We start from the raw sequence: 22808 nt of genomic DNA, 5'->3' as shown, positions 1-22808 counted from the left end.
CGACGCACGACGAAGCACGGCGAACGACGAACGACGCCGGAAGAACAGACGACGGCACACGACGACCGACCACCCCCGACTACCACCGACCGAGGGACGAGATGGCACAGGTGACGGTGCGCTACTGGGCGGCCGCCAAGGCCGCGGCCGGGGTCGCCGAGGAGCCGCACGAGGCGGCCACCCTCGCCGACGCCCTGCGGGCCGCGCGCGAGCGACACCCCGGGGAACTCCCGCGTGTCCTGCGCCGATGCTCGTTCCTGGTCGACGGTGACCCCGTGGGCATCCGCGGGCATGAGACGGTACGGCTGGCCGACGGCGGGACGGTCGAGGTCCTCCCGCCGTTCGCAGGAGGATGAGGATGACCGACCAGCCGTACGACGGCCCGTACCCGCAGCAGGGCTACGACCCGTATCCGCAGGACCCGCGGCAGCGGCGGCAGCAGCCGCAGGGCTGGCCCGAGCGGCAGCCCGCGCAGCCGGGGTACGAGGACCCGCAGGACCCTCTCCAGCACACCCAGCAGTGGCAGGGCTCCACCTGGGAGACCGGCCTGCACCAGCCGGTGACGGCCGTGGACGCGGCGGAGACCGCCTACCTGCCCCCGCAGACCGGCGAGACCCCAGTCCACCCGGCCCGGCCCACCGCCGCCCACCAGGACTGGCAGCAGCAACAGCAGCAGCAGCCGTACCCGCCCCAGCAGCCGCAAGCGCACCCGCAGTCGTACGGTCACGCCCCCGAGAGCTACGGCGGCCGGTCCTACGGCGATCAGAGCTACGGCGGTCAGGACCAGCCCTACGGCGGTCAGCAGCAGGGCTACGGCGCCCAGAGCTACGGCGGCCAGGACCAGGGCTATGGCGGCCAGGATCAGGGCTACGGCGCCCAGAGCTACGGCCAGGGCGTCCCCCCGGCCCCCACCCCGACCCCGCCCCCTGCCGCGGCCCCGGCACCCGCGCTGGCCCCGGCCCCGGCCCCCGAGCCCGCCCCCGCCGACCCCTCCGCCGGGTACGGCCCCGCCACCCTCGCCGGGAACGCCCGTGTCACCGACGCCCAGCGGGCCCGCCTCGAAGGGCGCTCGCCGGTCATCGAGCCCGGCATGCAGCCCGCCGCGCTCACCGCGCTGCTCGGCCTGCTGCTGTCCGGCTCGGCGGCCGTCGGCACGTACGCGCTGCTCGTGCCGCTCGTCGCGCTCCAGGCCGTCACCGCGGCGGGCTGGTTCCGGCTGAACGGCATGTGGCCCGCCCGGCAGGGCATCGCGCTGGCCTTCCTCGGCGCGCTGGTCTCCGACGCGGCCCTCCTCGTCGCGGGCCGCGAGCACGCCCCCGCCGCGATCCTCGGCACCCTCGGCGTCTGGGTCCTGCTCTGCCTCGTCCTCCAGCTCCGCTCGCACGCCGACCCCGACGAGCGCATGTACGGCCTGATGGCGACCGTCACCTCGGCGGCCCTGGCGATCCTGGCCACCGGCTACCTCGGCGCCGACCCGGATGCGGTGACCGTGGGCGCCGCCGCCGTCGCGGTCGCCGTCCTGGCCCGCGCGCTGCCGCTGCCGACGCCCGCCTCCGTGGTCGTCGCCCTGCTCGCCGCGGCGGGCGCGGGCATCGCGGTCGGCGGGATGACCGGCGTGGGCGCCGGGGGCGCGGCGCTCGGCGCGGGCGCGGCGGCCTGCGCCCTGATCGGCCACCGGGTGGCGAGCTACGACTACCCGTCCCGCTTCGTCCACTTCACCGCGGGTGTGGCCCTGCCCCTCGCCGCGGCGGCGCCCGTCGTCCACGTGCTGGGCCGGGCGCTGGTCTGAGCGCGCGGCCCGGTCACCCGACGGGTCGGGTGACCGGGCGGGCCGGGTGTGTCACAGCTGGTCGACAGTTCGCTGACCTCCGGCGTCCGAGGGTTACCGTGAACGCTCACTGACCGTCGGACCACCCGGGTGGGGGATCAACCGCATGCGTGCGCTTCGAATACTGCTGATCGTCGTCGTGGTGCTCGGCGCGCTGTTCGCGATCGCGGACCGGCTCGCCCTCAACTTCGCCGAGGACGAGGTCGCCGACAAGCTGCGCACCTCGGAGAACCTGGCGACCACGCCGGACGTGTCCATCAAGGGCTTCCCCTTCCTCACCCAGGTCGTCGGCGGCGAGCTGGACGACGTCGAGGTCGGCATCTCCGGGTACGAGGCGGCCACCGGCACCGACGGCCAGAAGATCCGGATCGACGACCTCAAGGCGAACATGAAGGGCGTCGCCTTCTCCGGCGACTACAGCTCGGCCACCGCCGCCACCGCCACCGGCAGCGCGGACATCTCCTACGCGGAGCTGCTGAAGACGGCCCAGGGCGAGCCCGCCGACGTCATGCCCGGCGTGACCGCGAAGGTCGTGGGCCTCTCCGACGGCGGCGACGGCAAGATCAAGGTGACGGTCGAGGCGACCGTCCTCGGCACCAAGCTGCCCGAGCCGCTGTCCGTGCTGAGCACCGTGACCGTCGAGGGCGACAAGGTGCGGGTGCGGGCCGACACGCTGCCCACCTTCCGCGGGCTGCGCGCCCCCGAGGACGAGGTCCGCACGATCACCGACTTCGAGCAGCGGATCGAGGACCTGCCGGGCGGGATCAAGCTGGACAAGGTCGAGGCGGCCCCGGACGGCGTCCGGATCAGCGTGAAGGGTTCGTCGGTCCGCCTGGCCGGGTAGGAACGGCCGGGCGGGAGCCCCGGACGGTCCAGGTCGGCGCACGGGTCGCCGTACAGGTCGGCGTCCAGGGCGGCGTACGGGGAGCGTCCTGGACGGCTGGTGTCCGACAGGCGAGACGCCTCCGTCCGTACCGCAGAAGCATCACCACAGCAGAGCGTCCGAGGCCGTGCGGGAACGGCCCGGACGCTCTTCTCGTTCCACCATCCGGACGATCGCGTCTCATCATGCGACACGGCGGTGACACGTCCGCCTGTCCGTCCCTACGATCGACACCATGCAGCGACAGGCGGATCTCACGAAGCGGCGGGCAGTAGACCTGTGCCGCGTCGCCGCCATGCTCTGTCGACCTGTCTGACGCGGAAGCGGCCCCCGGCCCTCCCGCCCCTCCCGTGCCCTTTACCGAGGGCTCCCGTGCGTCGGCCGCCGGTGACACCCGGTCGCGCGCGAACCTCTCTCTTGCACGCTTCGCACACCCCGCCGTAACTGCCCCGGAGGAGAACAAGCATGAGCCGCAACGACGTCCTGGTCGGCGCCGACTGGCTTCAGGACCACCTGGACGACGAGAACATCGCCGTCGTCGAGGTGGACGAGGACACGTCGGCCTACGAGAAGAACCACATCCGCAACGCGATCCGGATCGACTGGACCAAGGACCTCCAGGACCCGGTCCGCCGCGACTTCATCGACCAGGAGGGCTTCGAGAAGCTCCTGTCGGCGAAGGGCATCGGCAACGACACCCTGGTCATCCTGTACGGCGGCAACAACAACTGGTTCGCGTCCTACGCCTACTGGTACTTCAAGCTGTACGGCCACGAGAACGTGAAGCTCCTCGACGGCGGCCGCAAGAAGTGGGAGCTGGACGCCCGCGAGCTGGTCCCCGGCGACGAGGTCCCCGCCCGCCCGGCCACCTCCTACCAGGCCAAGCCGCAGGACACCTCGATCCGTGCCTTCCGTGACGACGTCGTCGCCGCGATCGGCGCGCAGAACCTCGTCGACGTCCGCTCGCCCGACGAGTTCTCCGGCAAGCTGCTCGCCCCGGCCCACCTGCCGCAGGAGCAGTCGCAGCGCCCCGGCCACGTGCCGAGCGCCCGCAACATCCCGTGGTCGAAGAACGCCAACGACGACGGCACCTTCAAGTCGGACGAGGAACTGACGGCCCTCTACGCCGACGAGCAGGTCGACCTGGCCAAGGACACGATCGCCTACTGCCGCATCGGTGAGCGCTCGGCCCTGACCTGGTTCGTGCTGCACGAGCTGCTGGGCGTGGAGAACGTCAAGAACTACGACGGCTCCTGGACCGAGTACGGCTCCCTCGTCGGCGTCCCGATCGAGCTGGGCGCCGCCAAGTAGGGACCCGCCCACCCGGCAGACCCCTCCCGCTCCACCCTCCGGGCCCGCGGTGCGCCGCGGGCCCGGCAGCGACCGACCCGATCACCCGATCACCCCCGACCGGCCTTCCGGTCAGATCCCCCTTACGGACCTTACGGAGAAAGACATGTGCGGAGCGAAGGCCGGCGGCCCGGACGCCTCGACGATCAAGCCCGGTGAGACCACCATCCAGGGCCAGGTGACCCGCGACGGCGAGCCGGTGACGGGCTACGTCCGTCTCCTGGACTCGACCGGCGAGTTCACCGCGGAGGTCCCCACCTCCGCCACCGGACAGTTCCGCTTCTACGCGGCCGAGGGCACCTGGACCGTCCGCGCGCTGGTCCCCGGCGGCACCGCCGACCGCACGGTCGTCGCCCAGCAGGGCGGTCTCGCGGAGGTCGCGATCGCGGTCTGAGCCGGACCCCGTCCGCGGGGCACCGGAAGACGTCGGGGCCGCACCCCACGGGTTGGATGCCCGGGGTGCGGCCCCGCGGCGCGTCCGGACCTACGCTGGAGGTATGTACGCCCGCCGTAGGCACGTGTACTTCGCCATGATGGGCGCCTGCGTGGCGCTGTTCGTCCTGGCCTGGGCCGTCGTACGTCTCTGGTCGGTCCCGGTGGCCGTCGGGATGTGCGTGGTGGCCATGGTCATCCCCCCGTTCGCCGCGATGGTCGCCAACCGGCGTGGCCCCGACGACCGTTGGTGGGACGACCCCTCCGGTGATCCCAAGTCCGACGAGTGGTGGGACGAGCTGGACGGGAAGAAGCGGCACCAGTAGGAAGGGGGGCATGTCCTCCGCGAGACTCTCCACCGTGGTGCTCGACGCGCACGACGCGCACGAGCTGGCCGGGTTCTACGTCCGTCTGCTCGGCTACGAGGTGCGCGCCGACGAACCCGACTGGGTCCTCATCGGACCCCCGCCCGGCCAACCGGGCACCGCCCTCGCCTTCGAGACCGAGGGCGCCTACACCGAACCCGTCTGGCCGACCCGCCGCTCCGGTGACCAGCAGATGATGCTCCACCTCGACATCGAGGTCGACGACCTCGACGCCGAGACGGCCCGCGCGGTCGCCGAGGGCGCCCGTATCGCCGAGTACCAGCCCCAGGACGACGTCCGCGTCCTCCTCGACCCGTCGGGCCACCCCTTCTGCCTCTGGGTGGAGGCCACCCCCTGACTCCGTCGTACGGGGCTCAGTAGACGAGCGCCTGCGTCCCGTCCCCCAGCGCCTCCTGCACGAACACCTGTGCCCCCGCGATCCGCACGCCCGCCAGGACGTCCGCCTCGGTGATGTCCCGGCGGGCCGCGCACTGGGTGCACAGGGTGACCCGGCCGCCCGCCAGGATCGCGTCCAGCAGGTCGGGCAGCGGGGCCGCGTGCGGCAGCTCGAACTCCGCGGCCCGGCCCGGCAGCGCGAACCAGGCGGACTCCCCGGTCAGCCACAGCGAGACGTCCACCCCGCTCGCCACGGCCACCGCCGCCACCGTGAACGCCTGCGAGCACCGCTCCGGGGCGTCCGCCCCCGCCGTCACCTTGATCACGAGCTTCTTCGCCATGCCCGAATCGTAATCACCGCGCCTACAACTGCCGGTGTCGATCATGAGTCTCCTGTGGAGCGTGCCGCGTGGACGGCGCGCTCCATGTTCTTTTTTTGGGGGCGCAGTGGAAGAGCCCGGGGCCGAGACGCCGGGACCGCAGGACAAGGACCCATCGCCGGGCGAGGCGGCGACCCCGGTGCGGGCCCGCCCGCGCGGCCGTACGACGCTGCTGATCGCCGCCGCGGCGGCGCTCGGCGTCCTCGCCGGCACCTGCACCGGCTACCTCGTCCAGGCCGACCGCGAGCCCACCGCGCTGCCGCCCCTGTCGCAGCCCACGGTGGAACAGTCCCGCGGCAAGCCACCCCAGCCCTTGTCGGCGACGACCGACAAGAAGGTGAGGACGGACGGCGACCTGCGCACCCTGCTGCTGAAGAAGCCGCGAGGGGCGAAGCGCCCCGACTGGCTGACCTCCGACGGGATGCTCGACCTCGCCGACTACGCCGAGTTCTTCGAGCACCCCGCACGCGTCTTTCCCGACCTGACCGTCGACGAGTTCCGCCGTGGCGCCACCACCGGCTGGGAGACGGACGAGGGGGGTCGGCTCACCGTGGAGATCAGGCTGCTCCAGTTCCGGCAGGAGAAGGCATTGCAGGCCTCCCGCTACACCCGTGAGGACCAGGACTTCTTCGAGCGGCAGGAGAACGCGGGGGCCTGGAAGATTCCCGGGACCGACGGCGGCATGGCGTACAGCACGAAGAACACCCGGCCGGGGGCGCCGTACGTCGCGGACGCGTACGCGTGGCGGGGTGACATCGCGATGATCGTCCTGGTCCGCAGTCTCCGCCCGGTCGGCAAGAAGACGATCCTCGACCTGGCGACCCGGCAGATGGAGCGGCTGTGAGCGAGCACAGGAACACACCGCCGCCCGCCGCGCCCCGCTCGGGCCGCCGCGGACGGGCCGCCTCCGTGGCGGGCGCGACGCTGCTCGCGCTCGCCGTCCTCGCCCTGGTCACCACCACGGTGGTCACCGTGCGCGGCGCGGACCGCGACCCCGGTGCGCCGACCTGGACCTTCCCCCGGAGCGGCGGCGGGGAGAAGTCCGCCGCCCAGGAGGGACTGGCCGGTCTGCTGCTTCCGTACGGCGCGGGCGGCGGCTGGACGCGGGGCCCGGACATCGAGGAGTTCGGCGCCGACGTCCAGCTCGACGGGGCGAGGTCCACGGCCGTCGAGAAGCGGCCGTTCCGTGATCTCCCGCGTGCGCAGCGGCGGGAACTGGAGAAGCGGATCGACAAGCTGAAGATCCGCGGCACGGCCATGCGCAGCTACTACAGCCAGGAGCCCGACGTCTACAGCAAGGACGACGTCTTCGCCGTGAACGTCGTCCTGACCCGCATGGAGGACCGGGCCGCGGTCCGCGACCTGGTCACGACACAGGCCGACTTCATGGACGCCGCCGACGGCTTCGTGCGCAGGGGGCCCGTGATCGAGGGCCACCGAGGCGCCCGGTGCTTCCTGTCGGAGGGCGCCACGGACGACGACCTCGACACCCTGTTCTGCACCGCGTACGCCGCCGACGTCTTCGTCAGCACCACGGCGCGCGCCCCGCACCCGATCGACACCGAGGCGGTCGCCGGGTTCGTACGGGCCCAGCTCGACCGTGTCGCGCCCGGGGAGGCGGTATGACCGACCAGCAGCCGACCGGCCCGCGGCAGGCCGAGGACACCGGGCCCGCCCCCGCGCGCGCTCCCGGCCGCCCCCTGCTGCGTGCCGTGCTCCGCTGGACCGCCGCCGTCGCCGTGTTCGCGGCCGTCGGCACCGCCACCGCGTACGGCGTGACCGGCATGGAGCGGACCGACGTACCGGGGCTGGCGACGGAGTCCGACGGGCGCTGGGACTACCCCGTGCTCGTCCGGCCGCCCCTGCCGTCGGGCAGTCCGGCGCCGTTCGCCGAGTCGAACACGGCGGGCAGCCACCACGCCGACCTGCGCGCCCTGCTGCTGCCCGCCCCCGCCGGAGCGGTCGAGGACAAGGCGCTGAACGGCTCCGACGGCTGGCTGGACACGGAGAAGTACCTCGCCGAGTACACCGGGGGCTACCACCGCGACACCCTCCGCGCCGAACTGCGCAACCACGCCCTGCGGCACGTCGCGGCCCGCGGCTGGACCACCCCGGACGGCACCCGGACCCGGATCTACCTGCTCCAGTTCGCCACCGGCACGGTGTCGGAGTTCCTCCAGGCCACCGACGCCGTACCGTTCACCTCTCCCACGCACGAGGTGCGCGGCGCCGCCGGCGCGGTCTACGACGAGCACTTCCCCCCGCGCGCGGCACTGGCGGGCATCACGACCTCCCCGTACGTCGAGGCGAAGCCCTACGGCGCCGAACAGGACCGCTTCGCGCACATCGCCGCCGGGGACGTGTACGCGGTGGTATTCCAGAGCCGGAAGGGGAGCGCGGCGGCGGTGCCGTTCCAGCAGACGGTGACGCTCCAGAGCCAGCTGCTGGGCTGACCCCCGCGAGGGGCCACGCGAGGGCCCCGTGCGGGTTCCGTGCGGGTGCACCTCGTCAGGAGGGCCGGGTCCCGGCCGCGTAAGCTGGGGCCCGGCCCTGTCGTATCCGTACTTGGAAACCACGCTCATCCGAGGAGCACCCCGTGGAGATCTTCTTCGAAGCCCTGCTGGTCCTGGTCTGCGTCGGCGTGCTCGCCTTCGCCGGACTGACCGTGAAGAAGCTGTACCAGGGCCAGCGCTGACTCCGACGTCCAGGAACCGCCACTCATGATCGAGATCCCGTCCGACCTCCACAAGGACCTCCTCCCGCTCGCCTTCCTGCTCGGCACCTGGGCGGGCGCGGGCGTGCACGACTTCCCCGGCTCCGAGAAGTGCAACTTCGGGCAGGAGGTCACCTTCGGCCACGACGGCCGGCCGTTCCTGGAGTACCACTCGCGTACCTGGGTCCTCGACCAGGACGGTGAGAAGGTCCGCCCGCTGGAGACCGAGTCCGGCTTCTGGCGCATCGACGCCGACCGCAAGGTCGAGGTGACCATGGTCCGCGACGACGGCGTCGTCGAGATCTGGTACGGCGAGCTGGCCGCCAAGAAGCCGCAGATCGACCTGGTCACCGACGCGGTCGCGCGCACCGCCGCCTCCGGCCCGTACACCGGTGGCAAGCGGCTCTACGGCTATGTGAAGAGCGACCTCATGTGGGTCGGCGAGAAGCAGACCCCCGAGGTCGAGCTGCGCCCCTACCTGTCGGCGCACCTGAAGAAGGTCGTCACCCCGGAGGAGGTCGAGCGCTGGGCGAAGGCCCTGCCGGACGACCTGCCCGACGACGGGATCGCCTTCTTCAAGTAGTCCTAGACTCGGGGGTGTGGTGAGCACCGACTGGAAGAGCGACCTCAGGCAGCGCGGCTACCGGCTGACGCCGCAGCGTCAGCTTGTTCTCGAAGCCGTGGACACCCTGGAACACGCGACCCCCGACGACATCCTCGTGCAAGTGCGCAGGACGGCGTCGGGGGTCAACATCTCCACGGTCTACCGGACCCTGGAGCTGCTGGAGGAACTGGGCCTGGTCAGCCACGCCCACCTCGGGCACGGCGCGCCGACCTACCACCTCGCCGACCGGCACCACCACCTCCACCTGGTGTGCCGGGACTGCTCCGACGTCATCGAGGCGGACGTGCAGGTGGCCGCCGAGTTCACGGCGAAGCTGCGGGACACGTTCGGCTTCGAGACCGACATGAAGCACTTCGCGATCTTCGGCCGCTGCGAGCGGTGCGCGCGCACGGGTTCGCCCGACGAGGGTGCGCCCGCCGGGTCGTAGGCTTGCCTCCATGAAGAGCCCTCTGCTGTCCCTGCCCGGCGCCGTGCCCGCCGAGGGCGTGGACGAAGACGTCGCCGCGCACTACGGCGACCTGTTCCGCGAGCAGCGTGCCCTCGCCGACGGCACCGGCTTCGTGGACCTCTCGCACCGCGGTGTGATCACCGTCTCCGGCGACGACCGGCTGAGCTGGCTGCACCTGCTGCTCACCCAGCACGTCAGCGACCTGCCCGCCGGGCAGGCCACCGAGGCGCTGGTCCTCTCCGCCAACGGCCACATCGAGCACGCGCTCTCCCTGGTCGACGACGGCACGACCGTCTGGGCCCACGTCGAACCGGGGAGCCAGGAGGCGCTGATCGCCTACCTGGAGTCGATGAAGTTCTTCTACCGGGTCGAGGTCACCGACCGCACCGCCGACACCGCCCTCGTGCACCTGCCCGCCGGGTCGATCGCCGAGGTCCCCGAGGACGCCGTGGTCCGCGAGACGGCGTACGGGCGCGACCTGTTCCTGCCCCGCGCCGGCCTGGAGAAGTTCGCCGCGGCGGCGGGACCGGCGGCCGGCATCCTGGCGTACGAGGCGCTGCGCGTCGAGCGGCACCGGCCCCGGCTCGGCTTCGAGACCGACCACCGCACCATCCCGCACGAGCTGGGCCTGATCGGCAGCGCCGTCCACCTCCAGAAGGGCTGCTACCGCGGCCAGGAGACCGTCGCGCGCGTGCAGAACCTGGGCAAGCCGCCCCGCCGCCTGGTCTTCCTGCACCTCGACGGCAGCGAGGTCCACCTCCCGGTCGCCGGTACGGAGCTGCGCCGCGCCGACGACGGCCCCGACGGCCGCGCGATCGGCTTCATCACCACGTCCGTACGCCACCACGAGCTGGGCCCGGTCGCCCTCGCCCTCGTCAAGCGGAACGTGCCGCTGGACGCGCCCCTGCTGGCCGGGACCACGGCGGCGGCGCAGGAGGTCGTCGTCGAGCCCTGACCCCGGCGGTTCACCCCGGGGACCCGCGGCTCGGGGCTCACATCTCGATCAGGACGGTGAACGGGCCGTCGTTCGTCAGCGCGACCCGCATCTGCGCGCCGAACCGGCCCGTCGCCACCGTCGCCCCGAGCGCCCGCAGCTGTGCCACGACCTCGTCCACCAGCGGCTCGGCGACCTCGCCGGGGGCCGCCGCGTTCCAGGTGGGGCGGCGGCCCTTGCGGGCGTCGCCGTAGAGCGTGAACTGGCTGACGACCATGAGGGGCGCGTCGACGTCGCTGCACGAGCGCTCGTCGGACAGCATGCGGATCGACCACAGCTTGCGGGCGAGCTGCGCCGCCTTCTCCTTCGTGTCCTCGTGGGTGACGCCGACCAGGACGCACAGGCCCTCGCCCTCGATCGCGCCCACCGTCTCGCCGTCCACGACGACGCTCGCGCCGTCCACCCTCTGCACCACCGCTCGCATGCGCCCCATCATGCCGTGCCCCGGCAACCCTCCCGCGCGGGCCGCCACTTGCCCGCCCACGGGTCCGTCCGCTTGCTCGTCCTTTTGATCCTTTGGCCCATGTCTGGGCCGTTCGGGGGCACTCGGTCACCTTGTGGCCACTTGGGGTGGCACGATGCTTCCCACACGCGGGGCGAGGGGACGGTAGAGCACATGAGCACACCGAGTACGGGGCAGCTGGACGCGCTCGGCCGGCCGCCCGCGCAGCGCGCCGACAGCCCGCCGCCGCGCGCCCTGCTGCCGACGGCCCCGCCCGCGCCCGACCTGGCCCGGCTGAGCCTGCCCGAGCTGCGCACCCTGCGCCGCGACGCCCAGCGCGACGAGGCCGACCTCAGCTACGTACGGCGGCTGCTCCAGGGCCGGATCGACATCCTGCGCGCGGAGCGGGCCCGGCGTTCCCCGGCCGGGGCGGCGTCCGTCGTGGACCGGCTGCCGGAGATCCTCACCGACGGCCCGGCCCGGCACCGCTCCTCCGCCCGGCACGTCACGCTGGGCACCCCGCACAGCGAGGAGTACCGGCTGCTGGCCGCCGAGATGCTCGGCGAGGTCGAACTGTCCGACCTCGGCGCCCGCACCGACCCCGAACTCGACGCGGCCATGGCCCGCCTGGTCCGCTACGAGCACCAGGTCTCCGGCCGCCGCCAGCACCTCCAGCACACGGCCGACGGGTGCAGCGCCGAGATCACCCGCCGGTACCGGGAGGGCGAGGCCCAGGTGGACGACCTGCTGGTGTAGCGGGCTCCCGCCGGGGGCGGGCGCGGGACGGGGCGGGGGAGCAGCGGGGCGCGCTGCGGCGGAAATTTCCCGGCGCCCCGTCGCCCGTCCGGCCTACCGTGGCGCCATGACCCGCCACGCCGACGCCGCCCCCGAAGCCTCCGCCGCCCCCGAAGCCTCCGCCGCCCCCGAAGCCTCTGCCGTCCCTGACGCCTCCGCCGTCACCGACGCCCCCGCCGCCCGGCCCATCGCGGGCTCCCGCCCCGGGATAGCGCTCCGCGCGGTCACGGACGCCGACGTCCCGGACTGGTTCCGCACCCTGCGGACCGGCTTCCTGCGCACCCCGACCGCCCCGGACGACCAGATCGCCGCCCGCCGCAGCGTCCTCGCGGGCTCCCGCACCTACGGCGCCTTCGACGACGGCCGCTGTGTCGCCTGCTTCCGGTCCTTCCCGCAGGAGCTGACCGTGGTGGGCGGCGCGACCGTCCCCGCCGACGCGATCTCCAACGTCGCGACCCTCCCCACGCACCGCCGCCGGGGTCTCCTCACCCGGCTGATGCGCGCCGACCTCGACGCCGCGAAGGAGCGCGGCGACGTCGTGGCGACCCTCATCGCCGCCGAGTACCGCATCTACGGCCGCTACGGCTTCGGCCCGGCGACCTCGCTCACCGAGTGGACCGTCGACGTGGCCCGCTCCGGCCTGGACGACCGGCTCCCGGTCCCGGCGGACGGCGGGCGGGTGGACCTGGTGCGGCCCGAGGAGGTCCGGGTGATCGGCCCCGACCTGCACGACCGGCTGCGCCGCGGTCAGCCGGGCGCGGTCAGCCGCCCCGACCACTGGTGGGACGTGGAGACCGGCCTGCTCCCCCTGCACGGCGAGTGGACCGAGCCCTTCTACGCGGTGTACCGCGCGGCGGACGGCGAGGTGCGGGGCCTGGTCGCCTACCGCGCGGACGACCGGTGGGAGGACTCCAAGCAGCCCGCGACCACGGCCACCGTGGACTGGCTGCTCGCCGTCACCCCGGCCGCCGAGCGCGCCCTGTGGCACTACCTCTGCTCCGTCGACTGGGTGACGCGGGTGAAGTCGGGCACGCGCGGCCCCGACGACCTCCTGCCCGACCTGCTCCCCGACCCGCGCGCGGCCCGCGTCACGACGCAGGCCGACTGGCTGTGGGTGCGGTTCCTGGACGTCGTACGGGCTCTGGAGGCGCGGACGTACGAGGGGTCCGGGGCGCTGGTGCTGGAGGTGGCCGACCGGGACGGGTACGCGGGCGGGCGCTATCTGCTGGAGGCCGGTCCCGACGGGGCGTCCTGCGCGCCGACCACGCGGGACGCCGATCTCGCGCTCGACGTGGCCGATCTGGCCCCGCTGTGGCTGGGCGACCGGTCGGCGGTGCGGCTGGCGGCGCTCGGACGGCTGGCGGAACAGCGAGCGGGCGCCGCCCGTGAGGCCGACGCCCTGCTGCGTACGTCCCGGCGCCCCTGGTGCCCGGACATCTTCTGATCGCTCCCCTCTGCCGAGCCGTCCGGAGCGCCGGTGGTACGCGGTGACTGTTCAGTTGTGGCTGTGCGGTGGTGAAGGTGCCGTCGTGCTTGTTCAGTTGTGGCTGTGCGGTGGGGCTGTTCAGTTGTGACTGTGCGGGGGTGACGGCGTCGTTCCGCCGTCTGTTCGGTTGTGGCTGTGCGCGGTGAGGCTCTTCGGTTGTGGCTGTGCGTCGTGCCGGCCTTCGGGCTCCCGGCTCCCCTCCGGATGAGAACCCGGCTGGCCAACCATCCGTCTTTTTGACCATGTTGTGGAAGTTGGCAGCCAACTTCACTGTTCTTATGTCCGCTTGGAAGCGTCCTATAACCATCTCTCCGTGAACTGCCGCAAGATGGCGAGAAGTTGTACTGTGCGTTCGTGGAGCCGGAACATGCCTCCGTCAAGGGGCGGCAGAGCGCGGAACGGTCACCGCGACCGCAGCCGTCTCCCCGTGACGTGGCCGACGAGCTGCGCACCCGGATCAGGTCCGGCGTGCTGCGGCCGGGCCAGCGCATGCCCACCCAGGCCCGGCTGGCCGACGAGTTCGGCGTGGAGCGCGGCACCGTGCGCCAGGCGCTGCGCATGCTGCGGGAGGAGCGGCTGCTCACCAACGTCTCCAAGGGCGCCCCGGCGACGGTCGCCCCGGATCTCCCCGCGGGCGGCTTCCGGGCCGGCCCCGGATCGGCCCCGCAGCCCACGATGGCGGCGCTGACCCCGCGCATCGCGGACGCCTTCGCCGCCCGGCACGTCGCGATCGACGCGCTGTGCCTGACCGCCGTCTCGCTCACCCTCGCCATCGGCGAACCGCTGCGGCGCATCCACGCCGGGGAGCTGAAACCGGCCAAGATCGACGTACGGGTGCTGCTGCCGTCCCGGGACATCGACCTCGCGTTCCCGGCGCCGGTCGACGGCGGCGCGGCGGGCCGGACCCTGCAACGGCACTGGCTGACCCACCGCAACGCCCAGGGGCAGGTGCTGCGGCACAACCTGCTCGCGCTGCGCTCGACCCACGGCATCGACGTACGGGTCAGCTTCCGCGCGCTGCCCTTCACCCCGCCCGTGAAGCTCTACCTCCTCAACGGGACCGAGGCGCTGTTCGCCTACTACACCGTCAAACGGCGCGAACAGCAGGTCGACCAGGAGCAGTTCGAGCTGTACGACGCCGAGGGCACCCGGTCGGTGCTGTTCGCCTTCGAGCAGGGGGCCGGACCGCGGGACACCGCGTTCGTGGAGCAGTCGCTGCGCTGGTTCGACGCGCTGTGGGGGACGATCAGCTCGGAGCTGGTGCTCACGAACTGACCGCCGGTCCGGTGACCAGCAGGGCGAGGATGACCGCGCCCGCCGAACTGAGGCCCGGACGCCGGGCTTTGATGCCGACGGTGAGCAGGAGCAGGCCGACGGTCCCGGCGGTGCCGTACTTCCACTGGACCGTCTGCTCCAGGGCGATGGAGAGGAGTGCGAGGGCGGGCATCGTGGTTCCTCCCTCCGGAGGCGGAGTTGCGGAGTTGCGGAGTTGCGGGGGAGCGGGGCGCGGGTGCGCGGGTGCGAGGAAGGGAAGTCAAAACCTCCGCCAACTTCGCTCATCTTGGGTAAGTTGGTTGCCAACTTTAACTTCGTTGTCCCCACTTGGTGGCAACTCCTAAACAACTTCCGGGCAACTTCCGTCAGATGGGCGGCAGTTGTAGCGTTTGGTCGTGACCAAGGAGAACGTGGTGGCTGTGAACGGCGACAGAAGGCTCTCGCCCCAGGAGATCGCCGACGTGCTCCGCGACCGCATCCGCGCAGGTGAGCTGAGAGCGGGCGACCGCCTCCCCACCCAGGCCGAACTCGCCGACGAGTTCGGCGTGGAGCGCGGCGCCGTCCGCCAGGCCCTGCGCTCCCTCCAGGACGACGGTCTCCTCACCCACGTCAGCAAGGGCAGCCCGCCGCGCATCGCCGAACAGGCCCCGGCACGCGACGAACCACAGCCCACCATGGTCGCCCTGGCGCCCCGGCTCACCGAGGCCTTCCGCGCCGACCACATCCGCATCGACGCGGCGTGCCTCACCGCCGAGAGCCTCATCCCCGCCCTGGGCGAACCGCTCCGCCTGATCCACGGCGGCAGCATCCGCCCGCAGCGCATCGATGTCCGCATCATGCTGCCGTCCCGCGACATCAACCTCGCCTTCCCCGTCCAGGTCGACGGCCGGGGCGACGAGCCGGGCACCGGCGGGGCGGGCGAGGAGGAGGACCCCGTGCACAGCCGCTGGCTGGCGATGCGCAACGCCCAGGGCCATGTGCTGCGGCACAACCTGCTCACCCTGCGCTCGCACGGCGTCGATGTCCACGTCACCTTCCGCGCGCTGCCCTTCACCCCGCCGATCAAGCTCTACCTCCTCAACGGCGAGGAGGCCCTGATGGCGTACTACACGGTCACCCGCCGCGCGGAGTCCACGGACGACGGCACGCTCGACATGTACGACGTGCTCGGCACCGAGTCGCTGCTCTTCTCCTTCGAGAAGTCCGCGGGCCAGCGGGACGCCGCGTTCGTGGAGGAATCCCAGAAGTGGTTCGACGCCCTCTGGGAAACCATCACGACGGACCTGACACTCTCCTAGTGACTTCTGATGCGCAGCAGACAGCGAAGGTGACCCCCCACACCGGGACCGAGGCGGCGGATCGCACGGAGGCGAGGCAGCGCGCGGAGGCGCCGGACGACACACAGGCACCGGACGGTACGCGGACACCGGACGCCACCCAGGCACCGGACCCGGCCGGAGCGGCGGCGGACCTGCGGGACCTCATATCCCGCGCCCGGGTGGTCCTGTGGGACTTCGACGGGCCGGTCTGCCGCCTCTTCGCCGGACACACCGCGGAACGGGTCGCCGACCGGCTCGTCGAATGGCTCGCCGGACGGGGCCTGCACGGCCTGCTGACGGCGCCCGAACGGGACTCGCCCGACCCCCATCTCGTCCTGCGCGCCGTGGGCCGCAGGCACCCCGGCAGCGACCTCCTGGCCGAACTGGAGGAACGCCTCACCCAGGAGGAACTCCGCGCCGCGGACAGCGCGATGCCGACCGCCTGGGCCGACCCCCTGATCCGCACCTGGACCGCGCTCGGCCTCCGGCTGGCCGTCACCACCAACAACTCGCCCCGGGTGGTGGCCAAGTACCTGGCGGGCCGCGGCCTCACGGCCTGCTTCGCCCCGCACGTCTACGGCCGTACACGCGACCTGCACCTCCTCAAACCCGACCCGCACTGCCTCAACCGGGCCCTGCGCGCGATGGGTTCGGCGCCCGGGGACGCCCTGATGATCGGCGACACCCCCTCCGACCTGCTCGCCGCCCGCGAGGCCGGGGTGCCCTTCCTCGGCTACGCCCGCAACGAGCGCAAGGAGAAACACCTCCGTGACGCGGGCGCGACGGCGGTCGTGCACTCCCTCAAACAGGTCCTGGACGCGGCTCGCCCCGCAACCTCGTAGCCGTACCGCCGACATGAGGGTGCGCTAGTATCCCCCGCACCGCGCGCGAACAAACGCCTTGTCTCCTCCGTATGAGACGGCGAACATCCCGCATTCGAACGGCCAGACACGGACGAGTGATCCCCACCCACGTGCTCACTCCACCGGTCATCCTGGTCGTGCGGCGCGGCCTACGGCACTCCACGATTGCCGTACCCATCCCCGTGAGCGTCACGATCCGGAGCGGCCCGTGCTCGAACCCCTTGCCCCCCGGCGACCGCCCGGGGGCCGAGCCGGCCACATCCGTCCCCGGGCGGCCTCCCCGGAGGTGTTCCTGCGCGACACCGGGTCCGCGACCGCCCACCGTGGCCACCACAACCGCAACTACGTCGTCCCGCTCACCGCGGAGACGGCGCCCCTGGTCGGCCGCCCGGTCGGCACCGAGGTGACGGTGCGGCTGCCGCGTACGGACGTCCTGCCGGTGGTCATCAGGACCTGGTACGACGAGGCGGCGATCCTGGCCGGTGTCCGCCGGGCCCTGCCGCACGCGCCCGAATGCCTCCTGAAGGGCGACGGGTTCGCCGTCCACAGCTATGTGGAGGGCGTCCCGCTCTCCACGATCTGCGGCAACGGCAAGCCGGTCGACACCCTGGTGATGAAGGCGCTCACCGACCTGCTCGCCCGGATGACGGCGGTACGCCGCTCCTGGCTGCCCCCGCTGCCCGTCGGATGGCCCGCCCACCACACCGACAGCCAGGGCTTCCTGCGCACCCTCGCCCGGTGCGCGGACGAACAGATCCGCCGGCCCAACTGGACTGTCTTCGGTGGGCTGTTCAAGGCGCTCGGTCTTCCCGACCGGGCCCTCCTCGACTTCGCCGACCGGGTCCCCGCGCTGACCCGCCGCCCCTACAGCCTGCTCCACGCGGACCTCCACCGGGACAACGTGATCGTCTCCTTCGACGGGGAGCCGCCGCTGATCTGCGTGGACTGGGAACTCGCCACCTACGGCGACCCCCTCCACGATCTCGCGACCCACCTGGTGCGCATGCACTATCCGCCGCAGCAGCGGGACGAGGTCGTCGACGCGTGGGCCGAGGCCATGCTCCGCGTCCGGCCCGCCGCCGTCGCGGGACTCCCCAGGGACCTGCGCCACTACCTCGACTTCGAGCGGGCCCAGTCCGTGTACCCCGACGTCATGCGGGCCGCGCAGTCGCTGCGGGGCCCGTTCACCCAGAGCAACCTGGACGAGGCGACCGCCGAGGTGCGCCGCGCCCTGACGGCGGCGGCCGGGCCGCTGCGGCTGCGGAGCGTCCCGGAGACCGGGGAGATCGAGGGCGCCCTGTTCCGCTGGCTCGCCTCGCGCGGCGACACGGACCCGACCGGCACCCCCGACCCGGCCCGCGCCTCCGACCCGACCCGCGCCTCTCGCCCGGCCGGTACCTCCGGCCCGACCGGTACTTCCGACGCGGCCGGTGCCTCCGACCCGATCGGTGCCTCCGACGCGGTCGCCTCCTCGGGGCACCACCGCTCGGCCCGAGCCCTGGACTGGACGCCCGACCCGCGCCTGCCCGCGTGCGCCGCCTTCCCCGACGCCGCCGTCCGCGAGGCCCTGCGCGCCGAGGGCGCCGCCCGCGCCGACCAGGTCTTCAAGGGCACCGCCCACCTCAACACGGTCGTCCGGGTCGCCGACCGCCCCACCCCGGTCGTCCTGCGGCGCAAGCTCCCCGGCGTCTCCCGGCGCGAGCCCAGCCACCTCAGCGAGCACACCGTGCTGCGCGCCATCCAGGACTCCGGCGCCGAGGTCGCCGCCCCGAGGGTCCTCGCGCTCGGCGAGAGCTACCCGAAGAACCGGTTCGCCATCCACACGTACGTCGGACCCCGCGACGGCCTGCCGCCCCGCCACCCCGTCAACGGCCTGCGCCCGTACGAGGCGGACGGCCTCGTCGACCAGCTCGGCGCGCTGACCGCCGTCGACTTCACGGGAATCGACCCGGCGGCCGGGGCGGGCGACTTCCACCAGTGGCTGACCGGCCAACTCGTCACCCTGGTACGGGACCTGCCGCCCGAATCGCTCCGTCTCGCCCGCACCCTCGGTCTCCCCGACCACCACCGGCTCCGGCAGCTCCTCGCCCGTGACCGGGTCGGCCACCGCCTGCCCGTCCTCCTGCACGGCGACCTCAACCCCTGGAACCTGGTCTGCCGCGACGACGCCCTCGGCGTCACCATCATCGACTGGGAGATGGCCCTGGTCGGCGACCCCCTCTACGACCTCGTCCGCCACCTCCACCTCACCCCGACCCGCCCGGAGATCAAGGAGCGCATGTTCCGGCGCTGGGAACGGCGGCTGTCCCCCGACCACACCCGGAACTGGCGCCGCGACTGGACGGTCTACCGCCGCATCGAACTCGTCCGCTCCGCCTACATCGACCTCGACCGCCTCGTCACCCGCGCCAGCCTCGACGTCCCCAACGTCAGCCGGGCCGTCAGCTCCTACGCCGACACCCTCCACGCGGCGACGGCGGCCCTGGGCCTGCCCCTCCCGGCGACGGCCAACCCCTACCTGGGACGGGCACTGGTGTAGGCGGGGGCGGTGCATCCTGGACCGCGATGCCCTTTCCACCCCCGCCCCCACCCCCGCCCCAGCTTCCACCTCCGCTCCCCCTCCCCCTCCCTCTCCCTCTCCCTCTCCTCTTCCTGGACGTCGACGGCCCGTTGATCCCGTTCGGGGGGCCGGGCCCGTACCCGGAGTACGGCGTCGACGGGACCCCGCCGCCCGCTCACCCGCTGCTGTCCCGGATCGACCCGGCGCTCGGGCCCCGGCTGCTCGCCCTGCGGTGCGCGCCGGTCTGGGCGACGACGTGGGGCGCGGACGCGAACGCGGTCGTGGGCCCGTGGCTGGGCCTGCCCCCGCTGCCGGTGCTGCCCGTCGAGGACGACCCCGACGGGCCGCAGGCGCCGGTACGGGGCCTGCACTGGAAGACGCTCCCGCTGCTCGCGCGGGCCGCCGGGCGTCCCTTCGTCTGGCTGGACGACGAGATCGGGGAGGCGGACCGGACATGGGTGGCCGCCGCCCATCCCGCGCCCGCGCTCCTGCATCGCGTCGATCCGCAACGCGGCCTGACGGACGCCGACTTCGCGACGGTACGGGCCTGGCTCGGCCGCCCGGACGGCGCCGTACGGTGAACCGTATGCCCGACGAGTGCTTCACCCACCCCGTCCTCGCCGCCCTCTACGACCCGCTGGACGCCGACCGCGGTGACCTCGACGCGTACGTCGGCATGGCGGAGGAGTTCGGGGCGCGCCGGGTCCTCGACATCGGGTGCGGGACCGGGGTGTTCGCGCTGCTCCTCGCCGAGCGGGGCATCGAGGTGGTGGGCGTCGACCCCGCCCGCGCCTCCCTCGACGTGGCCCGCGCCAAGCCGGGCGCCGACCGGGTCCGCTGGCTGCACGGCGACGCGACGTCCCTGCCGCCCCTGGACGCGGTCGACCTGGCGGTGATGACGGCGAACGCGGCCCAGGAGATCGTCGACCCGGACGCCTGGCACGGCACCCTGCGCGGCGCCCGCACCGCCCTGCGCCCCGGCGGACACCTGGTCTTCGAGACCCGGGACCCGGCCCGCCGCGCCTGGGAGGCGTGGAACCGCGCGGCCTCGTACCGCGTGACCGACGTGCCCGGCACCGGCCCGGTCGCGCACTGGATCGAGACGACCGACGTACACGGCCCGCTGGTCACCTTCCGCTCGACCTACGTCCTCCCCGGCCCCGGCCCCGCCCTGACCTCCGACTCCACCCTCCGCTTCCGCGAACGGGACGAGACCGAGGCCGACCTGACCGCCCACGGCTACACCCTGGACGCCGTACGCGACGCCCCGGACCGCCCCGGCCGCGAGTTCGTCTTCGTGGCCCGCAGACCGTGAGGGCGCCGCGCTGCCGGGGTTCCGTCCGGGGTTCCGTCCGGAAGTCCTTCCGGGGTTCCGTCCGGGGCTACGGGAGGTCCACGACGTCCGCGACGACGCAACTGACGTTGTCCGGGCCGCCGGAGCCGTTGGCGAGGCCGACGAGGTCGCGGACCGCCTGCTCCGGATCACCGGTCCCGGAGAGCACCCGGTGGATCTCCCCGGCCGGCACCACGGTGGACAGGCCGTCGGAGCAGAGCAGGTACCGGTCCCCGCGGCGGGCGTCCTGGAGCCGCAGGTCGGGCGTGGTGTCCGCGTCCCGGCCCAGCGCGCGGACCAGCAGCGAACGCTGCGGGTGGGAGGCGGCCTCCTCCGGTGTGAGGCGCCCCTCGTCCACCATCGACTGGACCAGGGTGTGGTCGTGGGTGATCTGGAGCAACTCGCCGTCGCGCAGCAGGTAGACGCGGGAGTCGCCGATGTGGACGAGACCGAGCTGCGATCCGGTCCAGAGCAGCGCGGTGAGCGTGGTGCCGGCCTCCTGGCCGCCTCCGTCCTCGGCCCCGCCCGTCCCGCTGCCCGTCTCCTCACTGCACTCGGTGGCGGCGAGGACGGCGCGGGTGGCCCGCTCGATCGCGTCGTCGAGGATGCCGAGGAGGCTGCCCGCCGGTACGCCGTCGGTCTCCAGCCGGGCGAGCGCGTCGACGGCGGCGGCGCCCGCCGGGGCGCCCCGGCCGCCGAAGCCGTCGGCGACGGCGAGCAGCCGGGCCCCGGCGTGGACGGTGTCCTGGTTGCTCTCGCGGACGAGCCCGGTGTCGGAGAGGGCGGCGTAGCGCAGGCCCAGGGGCGGTGTGGTCGTGGACATGGTGGGGTGGTCCTTCCCGGAGAGGTGATCGACGAGGAAGGCGGCCAGGTCACGCCGTGCGGCGGTGTCGGCCTCGACCTGGGCCCAGAAGGCGCGGATCTCCCCGGCCGCCCGGTCGGCGTCCAGCGCGCAGACCCGCCGGATACGGGCCAGCGGCATCCCCAGCCGCCGTAGCCAGGCCACGAGCCGGGCCCGCTCCAACTGGTCCGGCGCGTAACGGCGGTAGCCGGTCACCGGATCGACCCGTGCGGGCGTCAGCAGCCCCAGCTCGTCGTAGAGACGCAGCGCCTTCGGCGACAGCCGTGACGCCTTCGCGAACGCCCCGATGGTCAGCAACTCCACACCCGCCCGCCCCTCCTCGCACCGGACCCGCCGCCCGGCCCCACCGATGCTGCGGGCTGCCCCAGGGGGAAGGTCAAGCACGGGGCGCCCGCACGCGACACGTCAGTCCTGGGGGAGGGCGGCGAGAAGAGCGGCCAGGTCGATCCGACCGCGCACCTCGGAGACCTCGGCCACCTCGACCACGGACAACGCCGTGGGCGACGCGCCGGACGGAGCGATCTCGTGACCCGGGTGCCCTTCGCAGCGGAGGTGTCATTCATCCGTCCCGGTCTGCGAGGACCTCGGCGACGGCGCGGCGTCCCAGCTCGGCCATGACGGGGTTGGTGTGGCGGTAGTAGTCGATCCCGCTCACGAAGGTGAGGGCCCATCCTCGGCCCCGGGCCCAGGCGGCGTCGTCGAACCCTCCTGCCGCGCGGAAGGTCCTGCGGCCCTCCGCACTGAGGAACGTCCAGGCGGGGATGGCGTCGCAGGCGGGGTCGCCCACTCCCGCCGTACCGAAGTCGATCACGGCTCGGAGTCGGCCGTCCTCGACGAGGATGTTGCCGGGGATGAGATCGCCGTGCGTCCACCTGGCCGGGCCGTCCCAGTCGGGCTGGTCGAGTGCTTGCTCCCACGCGGCCAGGAGAGCGGGCGCGTCGACGTCGTCCGTCGCCCTGGCGGTCCACTCCCGCACGGTGGCGTCGCGGGTCCGCAGGGGCACACTCCGGTAGCCCGCGCGGGCCCCGGTGCTGTCGGCCTCGCGCAGCGCGGTGACGAACTCGCCGAGGTCGCGGGCGAGCCGGTGGTCGTCGGGGCGCTGAGCCGGCTCGGTGGCGGGGTGCGAGCCGTCGATCCAGCGGCTGATCGCCCACGGAAAGGGGTACCCGGGCCCCGCTCGCCCCACGGCGATCAGCTCCGGCACGGCTGTGGGAAGGAGGGGAGCCAGGCGTGGCAACCAGGCCTTCTCGAAGGCTACTTGGCCGACAGCGCCTTCCGTCCGGGGCAACCGGACCGCGAGCCCGTCCCCCAACCGGTAGATCGCGTTCTCGGTACCCGCGGAGTCCACCACGGTGATCGGCAGATCCGCCCACCGCGGGAACTGCTCGGCGAGCAGGAGCCGCACCAGCGTGCTGTCGGTCGGGATCTCGTTCTCGTGCATCATCGGTCCGAGACCCTA

Annotated in this window: 27 protein-coding genes; 22 read left to right on the top strand and 5 right to left on the bottom strand. The window is 73.2% G+C overall.

All coding sequences use genetic code 11. The features are described 5' to 3' along the window. The first annotated feature begins 101 nt into the window (after nucleotides 1-101). The 8 genes from ACIQPQ_RS14415 (at nucleotide 102) to ACIQPQ_RS14380 (ending at nucleotide 5216) form a co-directional block, all read left to right on the top strand. Nucleotides 102-356 (top strand): MoaD/ThiS family protein, encoded by a 255-nt coding sequence (locus ACIQPQ_RS14415; protein WP_401303486.1) that lies wholly within the window; start codon nucleotides 102-104, stop codon nucleotides 354-356. Nucleotides 357-358: 2 nt separating this feature from the next. Beyond that, a complete protein-coding gene (locus ACIQPQ_RS14410; protein WP_401303484.1) occupies nucleotides 359-1789 on the top strand; it encodes a hypothetical protein in 1431 nt (476 codons plus the stop codon). 145 nt (nucleotides 1790-1934) lie between these two features. Continuing rightward, nucleotides 1935-2672: a DUF2993 domain-containing protein gene (locus ACIQPQ_RS14405; protein ID WP_401303482.1), complete on the top strand. Its 738-nt coding sequence runs from the start codon at nucleotides 1935-1937 to the stop codon at nucleotides 2670-2672. 274 nt (nucleotides 2673-2946) lie between these two features. Beyond that, on the top strand, nucleotides 2947-3027 hold the full coding sequence (locus ACIQPQ_RS14400; protein WP_359001348.1) for an Ms5788A family Cys-rich leader peptide: 81 nt from the start codon (nucleotides 2947-2949) through the stop codon (nucleotides 3025-3027). Between the two features lie 149 nt (nucleotides 3028-3176). Next, nucleotides 3177-4022, top strand: a complete 846-nt coding sequence (locus tag ACIQPQ_RS14395) for a sulfurtransferase (RefSeq protein ID WP_401303480.1) — start codon at nucleotides 3177-3179, stop codon at nucleotides 4020-4022. Nucleotides 4023-4167: 145 nt separating this feature from the next. After that, nucleotides 4168-4455, top strand: coding sequence for a DUF1416 domain-containing protein (locus tag ACIQPQ_RS14390; RefSeq protein ID WP_004986406.1), 288 nt, complete (start codon nucleotides 4168-4170; stop codon nucleotides 4453-4455). A 103-nt stretch (nucleotides 4456-4558) separates the two neighbouring features. Beyond that, a complete protein-coding gene (locus ACIQPQ_RS14385) occupies nucleotides 4559-4819 on the top strand; it encodes a DUF3099 domain-containing protein (protein WP_383768934.1) in 261 nt (86 codons plus the stop codon). A 10-nt stretch (nucleotides 4820-4829) separates the two neighbouring features. After that, the gene (locus ACIQPQ_RS14380; protein WP_383768937.1) at nucleotides 4830-5216 is read left to right on the top strand and encodes a VOC family protein; all 387 of its coding nucleotides are present in this window, start codon (nucleotides 4830-4832) and stop codon (nucleotides 5214-5216) included. 16 nt (nucleotides 5217-5232) lie between these two features. On the opposite strand, the gene ACIQPQ_RS14375 is transcribed toward ACIQPQ_RS14380, so the two are convergent. Further along, nucleotides 5233-5595, bottom strand: a complete 363-nt coding sequence (locus tag ACIQPQ_RS14375) for a DsrE family protein (RefSeq protein WP_383768939.1) — start codon at nucleotides 5593-5595, stop codon at nucleotides 5233-5235. Between the two features lie 106 nt (nucleotides 5596-5701). On the opposite strand from ACIQPQ_RS14375, the gene ACIQPQ_RS14370 reads away from it, so the two are divergent. The 6 genes from ACIQPQ_RS14370 to ACIQPQ_RS14345 all read left to right on the top strand — a co-directional run bounded on the left by ACIQPQ_RS14370 (nucleotide 5702) and on the right by ACIQPQ_RS14345 (nucleotide 10375). Further along, a complete protein-coding gene (locus tag ACIQPQ_RS14370) occupies nucleotides 5702-6478 on the top strand; it encodes a hypothetical protein (RefSeq protein ID WP_401303477.1) in 777 nt (258 codons plus the stop codon). Next, complete coding sequence (locus ACIQPQ_RS14365) at nucleotides 6475-7260, top strand: hypothetical protein (protein ID WP_383768943.1); 786 nt, start codon at nucleotides 6475-6477, stop codon at nucleotides 7258-7260. Before ACIQPQ_RS14370 ends, ACIQPQ_RS14365 begins: the two co-directional genes overlap by 4 nt. Beyond that, nucleotides 7257-8087 (top strand): hypothetical protein, encoded by an 831-nt coding sequence (locus ACIQPQ_RS14360; protein ID WP_401303475.1) that lies wholly within the window; start codon nucleotides 7257-7259, stop codon nucleotides 8085-8087. The genes ACIQPQ_RS14365 and ACIQPQ_RS14360 overlap by 4 nt, the downstream gene beginning before the upstream one ends. A 267-nt stretch (nucleotides 8088-8354) precedes the next feature. Then, the gene (locus tag ACIQPQ_RS14355; RefSeq protein WP_383768948.1) at nucleotides 8355-8930 is read left to right on the top strand and encodes an FABP family protein; all 576 of its coding nucleotides are present in this window, start codon (nucleotides 8355-8357) and stop codon (nucleotides 8928-8930) included. A gap of 16 nt (nucleotides 8931-8946) precedes the next feature. Continuing rightward, nucleotides 8947-9399, top strand: coding sequence for a Fur family transcriptional regulator (locus ACIQPQ_RS14350; protein WP_401303473.1), 453 nt, complete (start codon nucleotides 8947-8949; stop codon nucleotides 9397-9399). A 10-nt stretch (nucleotides 9400-9409) separates the two neighbouring features. Next, complete coding sequence (locus tag ACIQPQ_RS14345; RefSeq protein WP_401303471.1) at nucleotides 9410-10375, top strand: YgfZ/GcvT domain-containing protein; 966 nt, start codon at nucleotides 9410-9412, stop codon at nucleotides 10373-10375. A gap of 37 nt (nucleotides 10376-10412) precedes the next feature. On the opposite strand, the gene dtd is transcribed toward ACIQPQ_RS14345, so the two are convergent. Next, nucleotides 10413-10838: a D-aminoacyl-tRNA deacylase gene (dtd, locus tag ACIQPQ_RS14340; protein ID WP_401303469.1), complete on the bottom strand. Its 426-nt coding sequence runs from the start codon at nucleotides 10836-10838 to the stop codon at nucleotides 10413-10415. A gap of 192 nt (nucleotides 10839-11030) precedes the next feature. Between dtd and ACIQPQ_RS14335 the strand changes: the two genes are divergently transcribed. The 3 genes from ACIQPQ_RS14335 to ACIQPQ_RS14325 all read left to right on the top strand — a co-directional run bounded on the left by ACIQPQ_RS14335 (nucleotide 11031) and on the right by ACIQPQ_RS14325 (nucleotide 14412). Beyond that, nucleotides 11031-11612: an aerial mycelium formation protein gene (locus ACIQPQ_RS14335; RefSeq protein ID WP_383768959.1), complete on the top strand. Its 582-nt coding sequence runs from the start codon at nucleotides 11031-11033 to the stop codon at nucleotides 11610-11612. A gap of 226 nt (nucleotides 11613-11838) precedes the next feature. Beyond that, a complete protein-coding gene (locus ACIQPQ_RS14330) occupies nucleotides 11839-13095 on the top strand; it encodes a GNAT family N-acetyltransferase (RefSeq protein ID WP_401303609.1) in 1257 nt (418 codons plus the stop codon). A 396-nt stretch (nucleotides 13096-13491) separates the two neighbouring features. Further along, nucleotides 13492-14412, top strand: a complete 921-nt coding sequence (locus ACIQPQ_RS14325; protein ID WP_401303467.1) for a winged helix-turn-helix domain-containing protein — start codon at nucleotides 13492-13494, stop codon at nucleotides 14410-14412. On the opposite strand, the gene ACIQPQ_RS14320 is transcribed toward ACIQPQ_RS14325, so the two are convergent. Further along, nucleotides 14402-14584: a hypothetical protein gene (locus ACIQPQ_RS14320; RefSeq protein WP_383768966.1), complete on the bottom strand. Its 183-nt coding sequence runs from the start codon at nucleotides 14582-14584 to the stop codon at nucleotides 14402-14404. The genes ACIQPQ_RS14325 and ACIQPQ_RS14320 overlap by 11 nt on opposite strands. A 217-nt stretch (nucleotides 14585-14801) precedes the next feature. On the opposite strand from ACIQPQ_RS14320, the gene ACIQPQ_RS14315 reads away from it, so the two are divergent. The 5 genes from ACIQPQ_RS14315 to ACIQPQ_RS14295 all read left to right on the top strand — a co-directional run bounded on the left by ACIQPQ_RS14315 (nucleotide 14802) and on the right by ACIQPQ_RS14295 (nucleotide 20469). Next, nucleotides 14802-15710 carry a winged helix-turn-helix domain-containing protein gene (locus ACIQPQ_RS14315; RefSeq protein ID WP_383768969.1) on the top strand — a complete coding sequence of 303 codons (909 nt, stop codon included), beginning with the start codon at nucleotides 14802-14804 and terminating at the stop codon, nucleotides 15708-15710. Beyond that, a complete protein-coding gene (locus ACIQPQ_RS14310) occupies nucleotides 15659-16573 on the top strand; it encodes an HAD family hydrolase (protein WP_401303464.1) in 915 nt (304 codons plus the stop codon). The genes ACIQPQ_RS14315 and ACIQPQ_RS14310 overlap by 52 nt, the downstream gene beginning before the upstream one ends. Before the next feature lie 307 nt (nucleotides 16574-16880). Then, the gene (locus tag ACIQPQ_RS14305) at nucleotides 16881-19133 is read left to right on the top strand and encodes a phosphotransferase (RefSeq protein WP_401303462.1); all 2253 of its coding nucleotides are present in this window, start codon (nucleotides 16881-16883) and stop codon (nucleotides 19131-19133) included. A 131-nt stretch (nucleotides 19134-19264) separates the two neighbouring features. After that, on the top strand, nucleotides 19265-19735 hold the full coding sequence (locus ACIQPQ_RS14300; RefSeq protein ID WP_401303461.1) for a hypothetical protein: 471 nt from the start codon (nucleotides 19265-19267) through the stop codon (nucleotides 19733-19735). A 5-nt stretch (nucleotides 19736-19740) separates the two neighbouring features. Beyond that, complete coding sequence (locus ACIQPQ_RS14295; RefSeq protein WP_401303459.1) at nucleotides 19741-20469, top strand: class I SAM-dependent methyltransferase; 729 nt, start codon at nucleotides 19741-19743, stop codon at nucleotides 20467-20469. 67 nt (nucleotides 20470-20536) lie between these two features. Here ACIQPQ_RS14295 and ACIQPQ_RS14290 read toward each other — a convergent pair whose 3' ends face one another. Both ACIQPQ_RS14290 and ACIQPQ_RS14285 read right to left on the bottom strand, forming a co-directional pair. Next, nucleotides 20537-21652: a MerR family transcriptional regulator gene (locus ACIQPQ_RS14290; RefSeq protein WP_401303457.1), complete on the bottom strand. Its 1116-nt coding sequence runs from the start codon at nucleotides 21650-21652 to the stop codon at nucleotides 20537-20539. Between the two features lie 256 nt (nucleotides 21653-21908). Then, complete coding sequence (locus ACIQPQ_RS14285) at nucleotides 21909-22793, bottom strand: aminoglycoside phosphotransferase family protein (RefSeq protein ID WP_401303455.1); 885 nt, start codon at nucleotides 22791-22793, stop codon at nucleotides 21909-21911. Nucleotides 22794-22808 lie beyond the last annotated feature (15 nt).

The organism is Streptomyces sp. NPDC091281 (assembly GCF_044757425.1).
Classification (GTDB): Bacteria; Actinomycetota; Actinomycetes; order Streptomycetales; family Streptomycetaceae; genus Streptomyces.
The sequence above is the reverse complement of the archived record's forward strand: the minus strand, read 5'-3'. Positions and strand labels throughout refer to the sequence as shown.